Annotated in this window: 14 protein-coding genes; 13 read left to right on the forward strand and 1 reads right to left on the reverse strand. The window is 67.9% G+C overall.

What is annotated here, in order from left to right; genetic code table 11:
* Positions 1 to 1,261 (reverse strand): collagen-like triple helix repeat-containing protein (locus AC1RQF_RS18650; RefSeq protein WP_492872667.1); only part of this gene is annotated, 1,261 nt, incomplete at its 3' end.
* Positions 1,262 to 1,895: 634 nt separating this feature from the next.
* Here AC1RQF_RS18650 and AC1RQF_RS18655 point away from each other — a divergent pair.
* The 13 genes from AC1RQF_RS18655 to AC1RQF_RS18715 all read left to right on the forward strand — a co-directional run bounded on the left by AC1RQF_RS18655 (position 1,896) and on the right by AC1RQF_RS18715 (position 14,625).
* Complete coding sequence (locus tag AC1RQF_RS18655) at positions 1,896 to 2,066, forward strand: Flp family type IVb pilin (protein WP_274003555.1); 171 nt, start codon at positions 1,896 to 1,898, stop codon at positions 2,064 to 2,066.
* Between the two features lie 82 nt (positions 2,067 to 2,148).
* Complete coding sequence (locus tag AC1RQF_RS18660) at positions 2,149 to 2,649, forward strand: A24 family peptidase (RefSeq protein ID WP_274003553.1); 501 nt, start codon at positions 2,149 to 2,151, stop codon at positions 2,647 to 2,649.
* Positions 2,646 to 3,116: a TadE/TadG family type IV pilus assembly protein gene (locus AC1RQF_RS18665; protein ID WP_274003551.1), complete on the forward strand. Its 471-nt coding sequence runs from the start codon at positions 2,646 to 2,648 to the stop codon at positions 3,114 to 3,116. Before AC1RQF_RS18660 ends, AC1RQF_RS18665 begins: the two co-directional genes overlap by 4 nt.
* Positions 3,117 to 3,212: 96 nt before the next feature.
* A complete protein-coding gene (cpaB, locus tag AC1RQF_RS18670; RefSeq protein ID WP_274003549.1) occupies positions 3,213 to 4,103 on the forward strand; it encodes a Flp pilus assembly protein CpaB in 891 nt (296 codons plus the stop codon).
* A gap of 64 nt (positions 4,104 to 4,167) precedes the next feature.
* The gene (locus AC1RQF_RS18675) at positions 4,168 to 5,496 is read left to right on the forward strand and encodes a type II and III secretion system protein family protein (protein ID WP_274003547.1); all 1,329 of its coding nucleotides are present in this window, start codon (positions 4,168 to 4,170) and stop codon (positions 5,494 to 5,496) included.
* A 90-nt stretch (positions 5,497 to 5,586) separates the two neighbouring features.
* On the forward strand, positions 5,587 to 6,825 hold the full coding sequence (locus AC1RQF_RS18680) for a fimbrial protein (protein WP_274003546.1): 1,239 nt from the start codon (positions 5,587 to 5,589) through the stop codon (positions 6,823 to 6,825).
* Between the two features lie 3 nt (positions 6,826 to 6,828).
* A complete protein-coding gene (locus AC1RQF_RS18685) occupies positions 6,829 to 8,181 on the forward strand; it encodes a TadA family conjugal transfer-associated ATPase (RefSeq protein WP_274003544.1) in 1,353 nt (450 codons plus the stop codon).
* Positions 8,174 to 9,160 (forward strand): type II secretion system F family protein, encoded by a 987-nt coding sequence (locus AC1RQF_RS18690; protein WP_274003542.1) that lies wholly within the window; start codon positions 8,174 to 8,176, stop codon positions 9,158 to 9,160. The genes AC1RQF_RS18685 and AC1RQF_RS18690 overlap by 8 nt, the downstream gene beginning before the upstream one ends.
* A 5-nt stretch (positions 9,161 to 9,165) precedes the next feature.
* On the forward strand, positions 9,166 to 10,179 hold the full coding sequence (locus tag AC1RQF_RS18695; protein WP_274003539.1) for a type II secretion system F family protein: 1,014 nt from the start codon (positions 9,166 to 9,168) through the stop codon (positions 10,177 to 10,179).
* A 25-nt stretch (positions 10,180 to 10,204) separates the two neighbouring features.
* On the forward strand, positions 10,205 to 11,050 hold the full coding sequence (locus tag AC1RQF_RS18700; protein WP_274003537.1) for a tetratricopeptide repeat protein: 846 nt from the start codon (positions 10,205 to 10,207) through the stop codon (positions 11,048 to 11,050).
* Between the two features lie 91 nt (positions 11,051 to 11,141).
* A complete protein-coding gene (locus AC1RQF_RS18705; protein ID WP_492872668.1) occupies positions 11,142 to 11,456 on the forward strand; it encodes a DUF3613 domain-containing protein in 315 nt (104 codons plus the stop codon).
* 7 nt (positions 11,457 to 11,463) lie between these two features.
* Complete coding sequence (locus tag AC1RQF_RS18710) at positions 11,464 to 13,218, forward strand: TadG family pilus assembly protein (protein ID WP_274003533.1); 1,755 nt, start codon at positions 11,464 to 11,466, stop codon at positions 13,216 to 13,218.
* A 15-nt stretch (positions 13,219 to 13,233) separates the two neighbouring features.
* Complete coding sequence (locus tag AC1RQF_RS18715) at positions 13,234 to 14,625, forward strand: sigma 54-interacting transcriptional regulator (RefSeq protein WP_274003531.1); 1,392 nt, start codon at positions 13,234 to 13,236, stop codon at positions 14,623 to 14,625.
* Positions 14,626 to 14,675: the final 50 nt, after the last annotated feature.

A 14,675-nucleotide genomic window follows, 5' to 3' on the forward strand; every position in this document is an offset into this window, starting at 1 on the left:
CGCCGCCCGTCGCACCGCCGAGCGCACCGGTGACGGTCGAGACGAGGCCGGTGACGGGGGCGAGCGGGTTGGCGCCGCCTGCGCCGCCCGTCGCACCGCCGAGTGCGCCGGTGACGGTCGAGAGGAGGCCGGTGATGGGGGCAAGCGGATTGGTGCCGCCGCTCCCGCCGCCGACGCCGCCGCCGAGCGTGCCGGTCAGGCCGTTGACGATGCCGGTGATCGGCGCGAGCGGATTGGCGCCGCCGGTGCCGGACAGCAGGCCGCCCACCGACTTGACGGTGTTGCCGGTCGCCGACACGGTGCCGCCGAGCCCGGTCGTCACCGGGTTGCCGCCCGTCGATGCGAGCAGGGCGCCGGCCTGATTGAGGCCGTTGCCGATGGTGCCGAGCAGGGTGTTGACCGGCGCGCCGAGGCCGGTTGCGTTGCCGACCGTTTGCGTAGTATTCCCGACCATCGTCGTGATCGGCGTGATGGCGGAGCTGACCGTTTGCGTCAGTTGCTGCACCGGGCCGGTCGACAGCGCGACGCCGAGATTCGTGCCGGTCGTCGTGACCGAGTTGCCGAGCGAGGCGACGAGCCCGCCGACGGCCGAGGTGACGGGCGCGAGCGGTGCGAGCGGGCCGCTGCCGAGGCTGGTCACGAGGGCGCCGGTGCTGGTGACCGCGTCGCCGAGCTGTCCGACCACGTTGCCCGTGCTGGCCAGCGTGGTGCCGAGCGGGTTGGCGGTGGCGCCGAGCTGGCCGAGGCCGCTGTTCAGGCCGTTGCCGAGCGCGCTGACCGCGCCGCCGACATGCTGGACGACGCCGCCGAGCGATTGCGTCGTCTGGGGGCTGACGCCGGGCAGCGATTGATTGGCGACCACGGTGCCGACGCCGGATACCGTTGCGCCCACATTCGTGACGATGTTGCCGGTGCCGGCGAGCACCGAGCCGACTGCGTTGACCGATGCGCCGGTGCCCGAGCTGGTGCCGGAACTGGTTCCCGAACTCGTACCGGAGCTGGTGCCCGAGCTCGAGCCCGACGTGCCCGAGCTGGAGCCGGACGTCCCGGAGCTGGAACCCGAGGTGCCGGAACTGGAGCCGGAGGAGGTGCCCGACGTCGTGGTGGTCACGCCGCCCGACGTACCGGATCTGGAGCCGCCGCCGAGCCCCGAGCTGAGCGTGCCGGAACCGCCGCAAGCGGTCAGGGTAAGCATGGTTGCCACGGTGGCCGCGATCAAAGTCGTCCGGAGCGTGCCATGTACAAAAGTCAGGGTGTCCATATCATCCTCGCGTTGCTGTCATGTGGTGTGTGTGTGGTTACCGCGATATCCACCCTGCAACTGCCGTGCCACACCATTCGACTGTCTGTTCGGAACACGCGAAAAACGGACGATCGTCCTTGTCCAGCAAGGATTTCCCTACCCTGCGGCGCGAGGAGAAAACCAGATGAAATGAACAATACGACGATACGTCGCACGGGGTACGTAACGTAACGCCGAGGGTTTTGCGTTACGCACATCGCGTAACGCAGTCAGTGCTTCGAAATTTGAAACGATTGTTTTATAGATGGATTAGGCTGGCAGATCTAACCTATCGTAAGTCCTATGTGTAAGTGCTACCGAAAAGCCGTACAAATAAGGTGTACGTGACGTTGGATTGTCTGAACGAAATGTATAAAACAAGTTGGAAGGCAAAGAGGTTCGGATATAAGATTCGTCCGTGCAAGGTTTGTACGAATTGGTACACGAGGAGGACGCTATAGCGATGACTGTTAACTTGCTTCAAATTGTGAAGAGCTCCTGAAATACGAGCTATAACGAAATTGTCACGTCGCCGGGGACGACGATGCGGCAAAGTGGGCCGTTATGCGAGGCGCATTAGGGCCAACGAAAACTCCAAGGCACGAGGATCACCATGAAAGCACTGATGAATCGCTTCCTACGGGAAGAAACGGGCGTCACCGCGATCGAGTATGGTCTGATCGCAGGTCTGATCGCGGTCGTCATCGCCACCAGCGTCGGCACGCTCGGCTCATCGCTGAACGCCGTGTTCTCCAGCATCGTTGCGAAGCTGCCGACGGCATAACGCACTGGATTGTTACGCGTTATTACGAATCGCGGATTGCTTCGGCAATCCGCGTACCGTTGCGTGGGCGATTGAGGCTGAAATGGTTCACTTATTCAGTGTTGCTTTCTTTTTCGCCTGGGCTACCGCAGTCGCGATCGACGATTGCCGCGACCGCCGTATTCCCAATGCGCTCGTGATTTCCGGATTGATTGCGGTTTTCATATTTACAGCTGGCCGACATAATCCATTCGGTACCACGCTTTCCGGCGCGTTGTTGGGCGGCGGTATTGGATTGGTCTCGCTGTTTCCATTTTTTGCATTGCGCGTCATGGGCGCGGCCGACGTGAAGGTCTTTGCCGTCCTGGGCGCCTGGTGCGGCATCAGCGCGCTGCCGTGGCTGTGGATTGTCGCAAGCATCGCCGCGGGGCTCCACGCGCTCGGCGTGATGCTGCTGACCCGGACTTCGCTCGTCACGCTGTGGCGGGGCGGCACGCCGACCTTCGCCCTGGGCGCGCGGCGCTCGACGCCGTATGCGGCGTGCCTGGTCGTGCCGGCAGCCTGCTGGCTCGCCTACCTTACTTACACCGGGGGGGCGCAATGAAGCCTGCCATCACGCCACGGCTGTGGAGCCGGCGCCAGCGAGGCGCGACGGCGGTCGAATTCGCGATCCTGTTCCCGCTGTTCTTCGTGATCTTCTACGCGATCGTCACCTACGGGATGATCTTCGCCGCGCAGCAGAGCCTGACGCTCGCCGCGACCGAAGGCGCGCGCGCCGCGCTCAACTACCAGGTGGCGACCACGCCCACGGCTGCGCTCGGCCTGCGCGCGACGGCCGCCTGCACCGCCGCCAACGGCCTGACGGGCTGGCTGTCGACCAATGCCACCTGCACGAGCGTCGCGCAGCAGCCGTGTTCGTTCGACGCGACGATGTACTGCGTGCAGGTCACGATCACCTATCCGTATGCGAGCAGCCCGCTGGTGCCGACGATCGCGCTGTTCACCGGCGCATTGCCGACGACGCTGACGAGCCAGGCGACGGTCGAGATCAATCCCGCCACGATCATATGAGGAGCCCGCCCTTGCGCCGTTAACGGCACGCTCGCCGCGGAACCTGACGCGACCGGTTTGTTTCAGCCTTTCTTTCGCTGTTCCGACAACAACACCATGGCCAACAATCTGACGAAGATCATCGCGGGACTGCTGATCGGGATCGCCGTCCTCCTCGGCATCTATGCGTGGGTGCTCGGCCGCAAGCCGGCGCAGCCGGCCCCGACGACCATCGTGCAGGCGGTGCCTGCGCACAGCTTCCCGCTCGTCGTCGCGGTGCGCGCGTTGCCCGCCGGCCAGCCGATTCCGCTCGATGCGCTGAAGATCCAGCAGGCGGGCGCGTTGCCGCCGGGCGCGTTCGGTGATCCGGCGGCGGTCGCGGGCCGGATTCCGGTCAATGCGATCGCCGCGCAGGCGCCGGTGGTCGAGACCGCGCTGATGTCCGGGCTCGCCGACCAGATCGCGCCGGGCGAGCGCGCGGTCGCGGTCAAGGTCGACGAGGCCAACGCGGTGGGCAGCCGGCTGCGGCCCGGCAATTTCGTCGACGTGTTCGTGAGCCTGAAGCGCGAGGGCGGGTTCGGCATGAGCGGCTCGGAAATCGCCAAGTCACAGGCGCGGCTGCTGTTGTCGCGGGTGCGGGTGCTCGCGTTCGGCGATGCGACCGCCGATCGCGACGGCACCACCGGCCCGACGGGTTCCGCCGCGCGGACCGCGGTGCTGGCCGTGCCGACCGCGCAGGTCGACGCGCTGACGCTCGCCGAGGCGAGCGGCCGGCTGGTGCTTGCATTGCGCAGCCCGCGCGACGAGGAGGTCGCGGCGCAGACGGTCGCGATCCGCGCGGCGCCGAGCCAGAGTCAGTCGGCGCAGGCCGCGCTGGGGCTCGTGCTGGGTGATCTGTCGCACAGCGACAGCGCGCCCGCGCCGAAGCCGCGCGTGAACGCTGCGCCGCGCCAGGGCGGCAGCATCGAGGTCATACGGGGTGGGCGGGCCGAGACGGTCGCCTATTGATCGAGGTGGTGGGCAGTTGAACCAGTGACGGTAGGGAGAAGGCCGCAACGCGGTCTCCGACACAATGAAAAATAAATTGATTGCATTGGTCATTGCGGTATGTGCGCTGCTCGTCGTGTCCGGCGCGGGCGCGGCGGGCGAGAGCACGATCGAGCTGTCGGTCGGCGCGCAGCGTCAGCTTGCCGGCGGTCGCGACCTGCAGCGGGTCGCGGTCGGCGATCCGAGCGTCGCGGACGTGCTGGTCGTCAAGGGCGGACGCGGCGGCGTGCTGTTGGTCGCGAAGGCAGCGGGTTCGACCAATGTCATGGTGTGGGAACGGGGGCGCGAAGAGCCGATGGTCTACAACGTCAACGTCGTCAGCGGCGCCGCGCGCGCATTGTCCGGCCAGGGCGGGCCGAGCGTGAGGTCGTTCAACGGCACCGCGGTGGTGACCGGCTCCGCCGCGTCGGCTGATTCGCACGAGCACGCGCTGGCGATCGCCAGGACCATGGTCAGCAAGGACGGCGCGGTGATCGACGCGGCGACGATCGCGGGCAAGAGCGTGGTGCAGGTCGACGTGCGGGTGGTCGAGTTCAGCCGCTCGGTGATCAAGCAGGCCGGTATCAACCTCTTCAAGCAGAACAACGGCTTCACGTTCGGCTCGTTCGCGCCGTCCGGGTTGCAGTCGGTGACGGGCGGGACCTCGTCGACGGCCTCGATCAACGCGAACATTCCGATCGCATCCGCGTTCAACCTGATCGTCGGCTCCGCGTCGCGCGGGCTGTTCGCGGACCTGTCGATCCTCGAGGCGAACAATCTCGCGCGCGTGCTCGCGCAGCCGACGCTCGTCGCACTGTCGGGCCAGAGCGCGAGCTTCCTCGCGGGCGGCGAGATCCCGGTGCCGGTGCCGCAGTCGCTCGGCACCATTTCGATCGACTGGAAGCCCTACGGCGTCGGGCTCACGCTCACGCCGACCGTATTGAGCCCACGGCGGATCGCGCTGAAGGTCGCGCCGGAGTCGAGCCAGCTCGATTTCGTGCACTCGATCACGATCGACGGCATCCAGGTGCCGGCGCTCACGACGCGGCGCGCCGACACGACGGTCGAGCTGGGCGACGGGGAAAGTTTCATGATCGGCGGCCTGATCGATCGCGAGACGACGTCGAATCTGAACAAGGTGCCGTTCCTCGGCGATTTGCCGATCATCGGGGCGTTCTTCAAGAACCTCAGCTATCAGCAGAACGACAAGGAGCTGGTGATCATCGTGACGCCGCACCTGGTCGCGCCGATCGCGCAGGGCGCGCCGCTGCCCGCGACGCCGGGCGAGTTGTCCGAGCAGCGCGACGGGCCGGTGTGGCGGTCGTATCTGGGCGGCGTGCTGTCGCCGGATATCGGCCCGGGATTTTCGAAATGAGCGCGCTGCGCCGCGATGCCAGGGGCGCAGCGGGATTGCGTGCCGCTGCGCGGGGCGCGGGCGCGCCGCGCGTAACCGGAGGTGTTCAACATGAACGCGAGAACCCAGTCATTGGCTGAACCCGCCGTCACCGACTATTTCGTGTGTGCCTCGTCGCATGACGAGCACGTGCGCTGGCTCGCGCAGACACTGGTCTCGGCGGGCGCGGTGGAGGCGTCGCCGCTCGACCCGGCGGCGCTCGCGCAGCGCATCACGGGGCTCAATCCGGCGCTGGTGTTCATCGACTTCTCGGCCGATCGCGCGGCGGCGGCCAGCATCGCCGCCGCCGCGGTGCGCGCCGCCCACCCGGGCTTGCCCGTGGTCGCGCTCGGTTCGCTCGCGGAGCCGGAGAGCGCGCTGGCCGCGCTGCGCGCCGGGGTGCGCGACTTCGTCGACTTCGGCGCGCCGGGGGAGGATGCGCTGCGCATCACGCGCGGTCTGCTCGACCATCTCGGCGAGCCGGCGATCCGGCACGGCAAGGTCACGGTCCTGCTCGGCGCACGCGCGGGCATGGGGGTGAGCACGCTGGCCGCGAACCTGTCGGTGCTGCTGCAGAAGCGTTCGGCGAGCCAGGGGCGGCAGACCGCGCTCGTCGATCTCGGGCTGCCCGCGGGCGACGGCGCGCTGTTCCTGAACACGCGCTGCGAGATTCATTTCGTCGAGGCGGTGCGCAATCTGCGCCGCTTCGACCGCACCTTCGTCAATACGGCGCTCGCGCGTCATCCCAGCGGCGTCGCGCTGACCACGTTGCCGCCGAACCTCGCCGACCTGCGCGACGTATCGTATGCCTCGTGCGTCGGGCTGGTGAACCGGCTGCGCGCATTCTTCGATCACCAGATCATCGACCTCGGCGGCTTCTCGAACCGCGAGTTCGTCTCGCAGGTGACCAATGTCGCCGACGAGGCCTGGCTCGTGTGCGATCAGGGGGTGGCCTCGGTCGTGTCGGCGGTTGAACTGCTCGACGGGCTGCGCGAGGCCGGGGTGCACGCCGAGACGATCCGGCTTGTCGTGAACCAGTACGACCCGGCGCTCGGGCTCGCGTCCGCGCAGATCGCCGAGCGCCTGAGCCTGCCGCTCGTCGCGACGCTGCCTGCGCGCCGCGTGCCGATCGGCCATGCGGCGAACCAGGGACGGCTGATCGTCGAGACGGCCGAGCGCGATCCCTATGTGCGCGCTCTCGAGCCGCTCGTCGAGCGCCTCGCGAGCGGCGCCGCGCCGCGCAGCCCGCGTGCGGCAAGCGGTCTGTCCGCGCTCAAGCGTTTCATTCAACTCTCGTCCAAGCGGTCTTAAGCGATGGCACACGACATCCAATTCGCCGACGGCGCCGCGCCGTTCTCGCAGTCGCAGCAGTTCCACGACATCAAGAACGCGGCGCACGAACATCTGCTGACCCGCATCGAGGAGCTCGGCGCGGAGTTCGGCCGCTGGTCGCGGCAGGCGATCAACCAGTTCGTCGACCTGGAGATGGACAGCTTCGTCCGGCTGCGCCGGATTCCGCTCAACGAGAACGAGGTGCGGACGATCGCCGAGGCCCTGACCAAGGAGCTGGCCGGGTTCGGGCCGATCGAGGACCTGCTGGCCGATCCGCACGTCGAAGACATCCTGATCAACGGCTACAACGACATCTATGTGTCGCGCCACGGGATCCTCGAGAAGCTGCCGGTGCGCTTCACCGACAACGCGCACCTGCTGCGGATCGTGCGCCGGATCCTGGCGCCGATCGGGCGCCGGCTCGACGAGTCGAATCCGATGGTCGACGCGCGTCTGCCGGACGGCGGGCGGGTCAACGTCGTGATCGAGCCGCTGTCGATCGACGGTCCGATCGTGTCGATCCGCAAATTCCGCAAGGATCCGCTCAAGCCGTCCGACCTGCTCGGCAACGGGACCTACAACGACGAAATCGGCGCGCTGCTCCAGGCGGCCGTCGCCGCGCGCTGCAACGTCCTCGTGTCGGGCGGCACCAGCTCCGGCAAGACTTCGCTCCTGAATGCGCTCGCCTTTCATATCCCGGAGGTCGAGCGGGTCGTGACGATCGAGGATACGGCCGAGCTGTCGCTGAACCACCCCCACGTGGTGCGGCTCGAAAGCCGGCCGGGCGGCTTCGACGGCAGCGGCGTCGTGACGATTCGCGACCTGCTGCGCAACACCTTGCGGATGCGGCCCGACCGGATCATCGTCGGCGAAGTGCGCGGCGGCGAAGTGCTCGAAATGCTGCAGGCGATGAACACCGGCCACGACGGGTCGATGGGCACGGTGCACGCCAGCTCGCCGCGCGAATGTCTGTACCGGCTCGAAATGCTGGCGGGCTTCGCGGGCTTCCAGGGCACCGAGTCGAGCCTGCGCCGGCAGATCGCCAACGCGATCGATTTCATCGTCCAGATCGGCCGGCTCTCGAACGGGCGGCGTCGCATCCTGTCGGTGACCGAAGTGACGGGCCTGTCCGACAACATCATCGCGACCCAGGAGCTGTATCGCTACGAGCCGCGCGTGATGGCCGACGGCGAGGAAGTCGACGCCTGGGAGTCGCTCGGCATCCATCCGCATTCGCCGAAGCTCACTCGCTTCCGCCAGACGCTCGCGCCGGCGGGCGGCGCGGCCGCGGGCGACGGCTTCGGGCGCGGCGGCGGCGGAGGCTTCAATGTCTAGCGCCGCCCTCTGGGTGCTGGTCGTCGCGCTGGTGCTGGCGGCCGGCGCGCTGGCGCTGTGGCGGCGCGGCGACGCGCGCCAGGAGCGCGCGCATACCGCGCGCTTCATCGACAGCCGGCTCGAACCGATGGCGCGTCCGGTCGACAAGCCGGGCGCGGCGGCCGCTGCCGCCGCGCCGAAGGCGGCGGCGCGCCCCGCGAGCGCGGGCAAGACGCTCGCGGGCTGGGCGCGCTGGCGCGAACAGCTGCTCGAATCGTGGCTCAATTTCTCGAATCGCGCGGGTCTTGACGAGGTCCGGGGGCGGATCATCCTGCTGCTCGTGGTGATCGTCGTGCTGTCGCTGTGGGCGTGGGCGGAAGGGGGCCTGCTCGCCGCCGGCGCGACGCTGATCGGCGGCGTGACGCTGCTGGTGTTCTGGCTGGTGTCGCGCATGCAGCGGCGCCGGCTGCAGATCGTCCGTCAGCTGCCGTCGTTCCTCGACGGCATCGTGCGGCTCGTGACGCTCGGCAACAGCGTGCCGGCTGCGTTCCAGGCCGCGCTGCTGGTGACCGAGGCGCCGCTGCGCGGCTGTCTCGACCACGTGTCGCGGATGCTCCGCTCGGGCGTCGAGATCGATCGCGCGATGGTGTACATCGCGCAGCTGTACCGGGTGCGCGAATTCGAACTGGTGGGCTCGGTGCTGCGCCTGTCCGTGAAGTACGGCGGCCGCGCCGACGTGATGCTCGATCGCATGGCCGTGTTCATGCGCGATCTCGAACAGGCGGAGCGCGAGCTGATCGCGATGTCCGCCGAGACCCGGCTGTCCGCCTGGGTGCTCGGTTTGCTGCCGGTCGGGATCGGCTGCTTCGTGATCGCGACCAGTCCGCAATATTTCGGTGCGATGTGGTTCGACGAGTTCGGTCGCCAGCTGGTCTACGTGGCGTTCCTGTTGCAGATCGCGGGCGGCTATTGGCTGTACCGGCTTGCCCGCCTCAGGTGATGACGATGGATTCCAGCCGTCTTGGTGCGATTGCCCTCGGTCTCGGTGCGTTCGGCGTGCTGTTGCTGGCCGTGCTCGCCGTATTGCGGGCCGTGCTGGTCCAGCGCAGCGAAAAGGCGCTGGTCGAGGCGCTCGATCAGCGCGCGGCGGCGGTCGAGGCCGCCGCCGCGCGCGCCGTGCAGGCAGGTGCGCCGGCCGCGCGCGCGCAGCCGGCCGACGAACCGCCCGCCGGGCGGCAGCGCTTCGCCACCTTGCTCGATCGCGCGGGCAAGATCGGCATGGACCTGCTCGATACGCGGATCGGCCAGCGGATCGTCGCGGAAGAGGACCGGCGGCTGCTCGAACAGTGCGGCTACGTCGACACGCGCACCCGCGGCATCTTCCTGAGCGCGCGGATCGTCTGCGCGCTCGCGCTGCCGATCGTGGTCGCGGTGCTGATCAGCGGGCGCGTGCAGGAAAGCCGCTGGACCCTGTGGGTCGGCGTCGCGATGATCGTCGGCTTCATGCTGCCGAAGGTCTATATCCGGCGCCGCGCGAATGCGCGCCGCCAGTCGGTCGTCGACGAACTGCCGCTGCTCGTCGACATGCTGCGGCTGCTGCAGGGCGTCGGCCTGTCGCTCGACCAGAGCATGCAGGTCGTGATCAACGACTTCAAGGGCATGCTGCCGGTGCTGTCGTCCGAGCTGGGGATCGCGCAGCGGCAGTTCGGCGCCGGGCGCACGCGCGAACAATCGCTGCAGCGGCTCGCGACGAGTTTCGGCAACGAGGATCTGCGCGCGATCGTGCGGCTGCTGATCCAGGTGGATAAACATGGCGGCGCGGTACAGGAGCCGCTCAAGCAGTTCGGCGACCGGCTGCGCGACGTACGGCGCTCGATGCTGCGCGAGCGGATCGGCCGGCTGACCGTGAAGATGACGGGCGTGATGATCCTGACCTTGCTGCCGGCGCTGTTCATCGTGACGGCCGGCCCCGGGATGCTCGCCGTATTGCATACGCTTGGCCAGGCGGCGAGCCATTGAGCGCGCCGCGCAACGAGAGGACATCATGAAACGATCCGCTTCATCGCCCATGCTCGCGGGACTCGCGCTGTGCGCGCTGGCGCTGGCCGGCTGCGCGTTCAAGGAGCAGGGCTACGGGATCGGTCCGCAGGCCGAACGGGCCGCGCTGATGCAGGCGGCCGCGGACAAGAACGCGACGCCCGACACGCCCGGCATGTACCTCGGGCTGATCGGGCGGATGCAGGCGCAGGGGCTGTACTACGCGTCGCTCGCGCACATCGACGCCTACGAGAAGCAGTACGGCGTGCTGCCCGACACGATTCTGCTGCGCGCCGACGCGCTGCGCGCGACCGACCAGCCGGTCGCGAGCGCGGCCGCCTACCAGCAGCTGCTGAACACGCCGCTCGCCGCGCGCGGATATCGCGGGCTGGGATTGCTGGCGGGCGCGTCGGGCGACTTCGCGCGGGCCTCGCGCGAACTGGCGCAGGCGTCGGTGCTTGCACCGACCGACCCGCTGACGCTGTCGGATCTCGCCTATGCGCGGATGCGCGAGGGCGATGTGGCGGGTTCGCGGGTGCCGCTGATGAAGGCGGCGGAGCTGGACCAGAGCAATCCGAAGATCCTGAGCAACCTCGCGTTGTTCCTGAGCGCGAACGGGCATGCGCGCGAGGCCCTCGGGCTGATGAACGAGCAGAAGCTGGCGCCCGAGGTCCGCGCGCAAATCCGCGACGACGCGGCGAAGATCAGCGCGGCCATGCGCGCACGGGAACGCGCCACCGCGCCGCAGGCGCCGCTGGCCGGCGCGCCCGCGGCGGCCGGGGCTGGGGCAAGCGGGGTCAGCACGCAGGCCTTCGATCCGACGGTGCCGCTGTTGCAGCGGTTCGCGCGCTGAGAGGGTGGCCATTTACCGGGGGATGATCATGACGCACGTATTCGACCATGCGACGAACCGGGCCGCGACGCGGCGCCGGTGGATCAGTGCCATGCTGTTGGTGGGCGCACTCGGCGCGTCGGGCGCGCAGGCGCAGGCTCAGCCCGCCCAGGCCGCGCCCGTCAACGCGACGCCGCCCGCCTCGGAAATCGGCCACGCGACGCTGGCGTGGCTCGACCTGCAGGGCAGCAACCGGGCCGCCGTGCAGGAACAGCCGATGCTCGGCGCGGCTGCGTCGCTGGCGTACCAGCGCTATCTCGATTCGTTCAAGAACAAGATCCCGGAATTCTTCGGCTCGGCGGCGTCCTCGAGCGGCGGCGGAGGCAGCAGCAGTTCTTCGCTGACGCCGGCGTCCTCGTCACAGTGAGGCGATCATGTCCCACGCCCGCACCTTGAAACGCCGGCCGCCACGCGGCAGCCGGCGTGAACGCGGCTCGCTCGCGGTGATGGCGGTGTTGTGGCTGCTCGTCGCCACCATCGTGCTTGGTGTCATCGACATCGGCAATGTGTTCTACGTGCGGCGTAATTTGCAAAGGGTCGCCGACATGTCGGCGCTTGCGGCCGCGCAGAAGATGGACGACCAGTGCATCCAGCCGACCGCGACCGCACAGCAGAACGCGACCGCGAACGGCTTTTCCAGCACGCTGCAGGTCGCGTGCGGGCGCTGGGATATCCAGAACAACGCGCCGCCCAGCTATTTCTCGGTGGGCGGGACGCAGCTGAATGCGGTCCAGGTGACCGTCTCGCAGAACGTGCCGTACTTCTTCATGGGGCCGGCCCGCACGGTGCAGGCGGTGTCGACCGCGCGCGCCACCAACACCGACCAGTTCACGATCGGCACGACGCTCGCGAGCCTGCAGAACGGCGCGGTCAACCAACTGCTCAACGCGCTGCTCGGCACGAGCCTGAATCTGAGCGTGGCGTCGTATCAGGCGCTCGTCGGCTCGACGATCAAGATCCAGGATCTGATGGTGGCGGCGGGCGTGGGGACGGTCGATCAACTGCTCTCGCTGCCGGTGACGGCGGGGCAGTTCATGCAGTTGATGCTGAACGCGCTGACGCGCACGCAGGTCGTCAATGCGAACCTCCAGGCTGCGATCGGCGCGATGCAGACGATCGTCAATGCGCAGGTTCCGGGCGGCAACCTGATCAATGTCGGCAGCAGCAACGGCGGATCGGGCGTCATCGCAGTCGGGCTCGCGAATACGCAGGCGGCGGTCGATGCGCAGATCAACGTGTTCGATGCGATCATGGTCTCGGCCGAGGTGGCGGCGGCGGGCAAGCCGGCGGTGCAGTTGGCGACAGGGCTGCAGTTGGCGGGGCAGGGCGTGACCTTGCAGGTGCAGATCATCGAGCCGCCGGTACTGGCAGTGGGCGAGGCTGGGATGAATCCGTCGACCGGCCAGTGGCGGACGCTGGCCCGGACGGCGGCGGTGCGGCTGTACCTGAATATCGGGCTGGGGACGGCGAATCTGGCGACCGCCGGGTTGGGCTTGCTGGGAGCGATAGTCGGCAACTTGCTCCCGATCAGCGTCCAGCTGCCCGTGGCCTTGCAGATCGCCCCGGGTACGGCCTGGTTGCAGTCGACCAACTGTGCGACCACGACCGCCGCCAGCACGGCGGTGGTCGGCGTGCTGCCCGGGCTCGCGAACCTCTGCATCGGCACGCCGCTCGGCCTGAATGCGAGTCAGGCGTTTGGCTGCAACAGCGCAACGATCGTCTCGATTCTCAATTTGATCACGATCCAGGCGAATATCCAGGCGATCGCGACCTTGCCGCAGTCGAGCGCGGCCACCTTGACGTTCAATGGGATCACGGGCGATTCGGATGATTACCAGACGGCGAACTCGAACGCGGTGGGTTCCGTGCTGGGCAACGCGGTGCAGAGTCTTGCTCAGGGCTTGAGTTCGCCAAACGGCCTGACGGTGACGATCCTGGGACTGCCGCTCGCCTTGGGGGCGCAGGGCTTGGGTTCGATCATCAGCGCCCTGACGCCGCTGTTGACGCCGCTATACAGCACCCTCGACGCGCTCGTCGTCCCGCTGCTCAACCTGCTCGGCGCCCAGATCGGCTCCGCCACGGTCCACAACGAGGCGCTGACCTGTCGCGCATCGCAAACGGTTTATTGAAGATAGTCGCTTACGATGAGAAACACGAACGCAATCGAAGAGCTTGATCTGTATGTCTGGGAAGGCAAGGCCGATATCGTCGACCGGGTCGCCCGCTGCATGGCGAGCTTCGATGTCGAGGTGATCCGCGCGGACAGCGTCGTGCTGTCGCCGGAGCGCACCGCGCTGCGCCCCTCGCTCGCGATCATCAGCGTCAGCATGATCGAGAGCGGCGCGGCGTTCCTGCGCGACTGGCAGGCCAACATCGGCATGCCGGTCGTGTGGGTGGGCGCCGCCCGCGGCCACGACGCTTCCCAGTATCCGCCCGACTACTCGCACATCCTGCCGCTCGATTTCACCTGCGCGGAACTGCGCGGCATGATTTCGAAGCTCGCGACCCAGCTGCGTGCGCACGCCGCGAAGACGCTCGCGCCGAGCGCGCTCGTCGCGCATTCCGAATGCATGCAGGCGCTGTTGCAGGAAGTCGACATGTTCGCCGACTGCGACACCAACGTCCTGCTGCACGGCGAAACCGGCGTCGGCAAGGAGCGCATCGCGCAGTTGCTGCACGACAAGCATTCGCGCTACCGGCTCGGCGAATTCGTGCCGGTCAATTGCGGCGCGATCCCCGATGGCCTGTTCGAGTCGCTGTTCTTCGGCCACGCGAAAGGCTCGTTTACGGGCGCGGTTGTTGCGCATAAAGGGTATTTCGAGCAGGCGGCGGGCGGCACGCTGTTCCTCGACGAAGTCGGCGATTTGCCGCTTTACCAGCAGGTCAAGCTGCTGCGGGTGCTGGAGGACGGCGCGGTGCTGCGGGTCGGCGCGGTGACGCCCGTGACGGTCGATTTCCGGCTGGTCGCGGCGAGCAACAAGAAGCTGCCGCAACTGGTCAAGGACGGGCTGTTCCGCGCGGATCTCTATTACCGGCTTGCGGTGATCGAGCTGTCGATCCCCTCGCTCGAGGAGCGCGGCGCGGTCGACAAGATCGCGCTGTTCAAGTCGTTCGTGGCGTCGGTGGTCGGCGAGGAGCGGCTCGCCGCGCTGCCGGATTTGCCGTACTGGCTCGCCGACGCGGTCGCCGATACCTATTTCCCGGGCAACGTGCGGGAGCTGCACAACCTGGCGGAGCGGGTCGGGGTGACGGTGCGGCAGACGGGCGGTTGGGACGCGGCGCGGCTGCAGCGGCTCGTCGCGCACGCGCGCAGCGCCGCGCAGCCGGTGCCCGCCGAGAGCGCGGCGGAGGTCTTCGTCGATCGCAGCAAATGGGACATGACGGAGCGCAGCCGCGTGATCGCCGCGCTCGACGCGAACGGCTGGCGGCGCCAGGACACCGCGCAGCAGCTGGGCATCAGCCGCAAGGTGCTGTGGGAGAAGATGCGCAAGTATCAGATTTTCGACGAAGAGCCCGAAGCCCGCGAAAGTGAGTGATAATAGGAAGCTTGTAGGCAGAATTAAAATTAATCTGTGCGGGAATCTCT

The organism is Burkholderia sp. GW821-FHT14F03 (assembly GCF_058803765.1).

What these genes read in the sequence shown, in the direction of transcription:
- AC1RQF_RS18680 (WP_274003546.1), top strand. Translation starts at nt 5,587, where the DNA reads ATGAACGCGAGAACCCAGTCATTGGCTGAACCCGCCGTCACCGACTAT.
- cpaB (WP_274003549.1), top strand. Translation starts at nt 3,213, where the DNA reads ATGGCCAACAATCTGACGAAGATCATCGCGGGACTGCTGATCGGGATC.
- AC1RQF_RS18665 (WP_274003551.1), top strand. Translation starts at nt 2,646, where the DNA reads ATGAAGCCTGCCATCACGCCACGGCTGTGGAGCCGGCGCCAGCGAGGC.
- AC1RQF_RS18660 (WP_274003553.1), top strand. Translation starts at nt 2,149, where the DNA reads ATGGTTCACTTATTCAGTGTTGCTTTCTTTTTCGCCTGGGCTACCGCA.
- AC1RQF_RS18695 (WP_274003539.1), top strand. Translation starts at nt 9,166, where the DNA reads ATGGATTCCAGCCGTCTTGGTGCGATTGCCCTCGGTCTCGGTGCGTTC.
- AC1RQF_RS18690 (WP_274003542.1), top strand. Translation starts at nt 8,174, where the DNA reads ATGTCTAGCGCCGCCCTCTGGGTGCTGGTCGTCGCGCTGGTGCTGGCG.
- AC1RQF_RS18655 (WP_274003555.1), top strand. Translation starts at nt 1,896, where the DNA reads ATGAAAGCACTGATGAATCGCTTCCTACGGGAAGAAACGGGCGTCACC.
- AC1RQF_RS18715 (WP_274003531.1), top strand. Translation starts at nt 13,234, where the DNA reads ATGAGAAACACGAACGCAATCGAAGAGCTTGATCTGTATGTCTGGGAA.
- AC1RQF_RS18700 (WP_274003537.1), top strand. Translation starts at nt 10,205, where the DNA reads ATGAAACGATCCGCTTCATCGCCCATGCTCGCGGGACTCGCGCTGTGC.
- AC1RQF_RS18675 (WP_274003547.1), top strand. Translation starts at nt 4,168, where the DNA reads ATGAAAAATAAATTGATTGCATTGGTCATTGCGGTATGTGCGCTGCTC.
- AC1RQF_RS18685 (WP_274003544.1), top strand. Translation starts at nt 6,829, where the DNA reads ATGGCACACGACATCCAATTCGCCGACGGCGCCGCGCCGTTCTCGCAG.
- AC1RQF_RS18710 (WP_274003533.1), top strand. Translation starts at nt 11,464, where the DNA reads ATGTCCCACGCCCGCACCTTGAAACGCCGGCCGCCACGCGGCAGCCGG.
- AC1RQF_RS18705 (WP_492872668.1), top strand. Translation starts at nt 11,142, where the DNA reads ATGCTGTTGGTGGGCGCACTCGGCGCGTCGGGCGCGCAGGCGCAGGCT.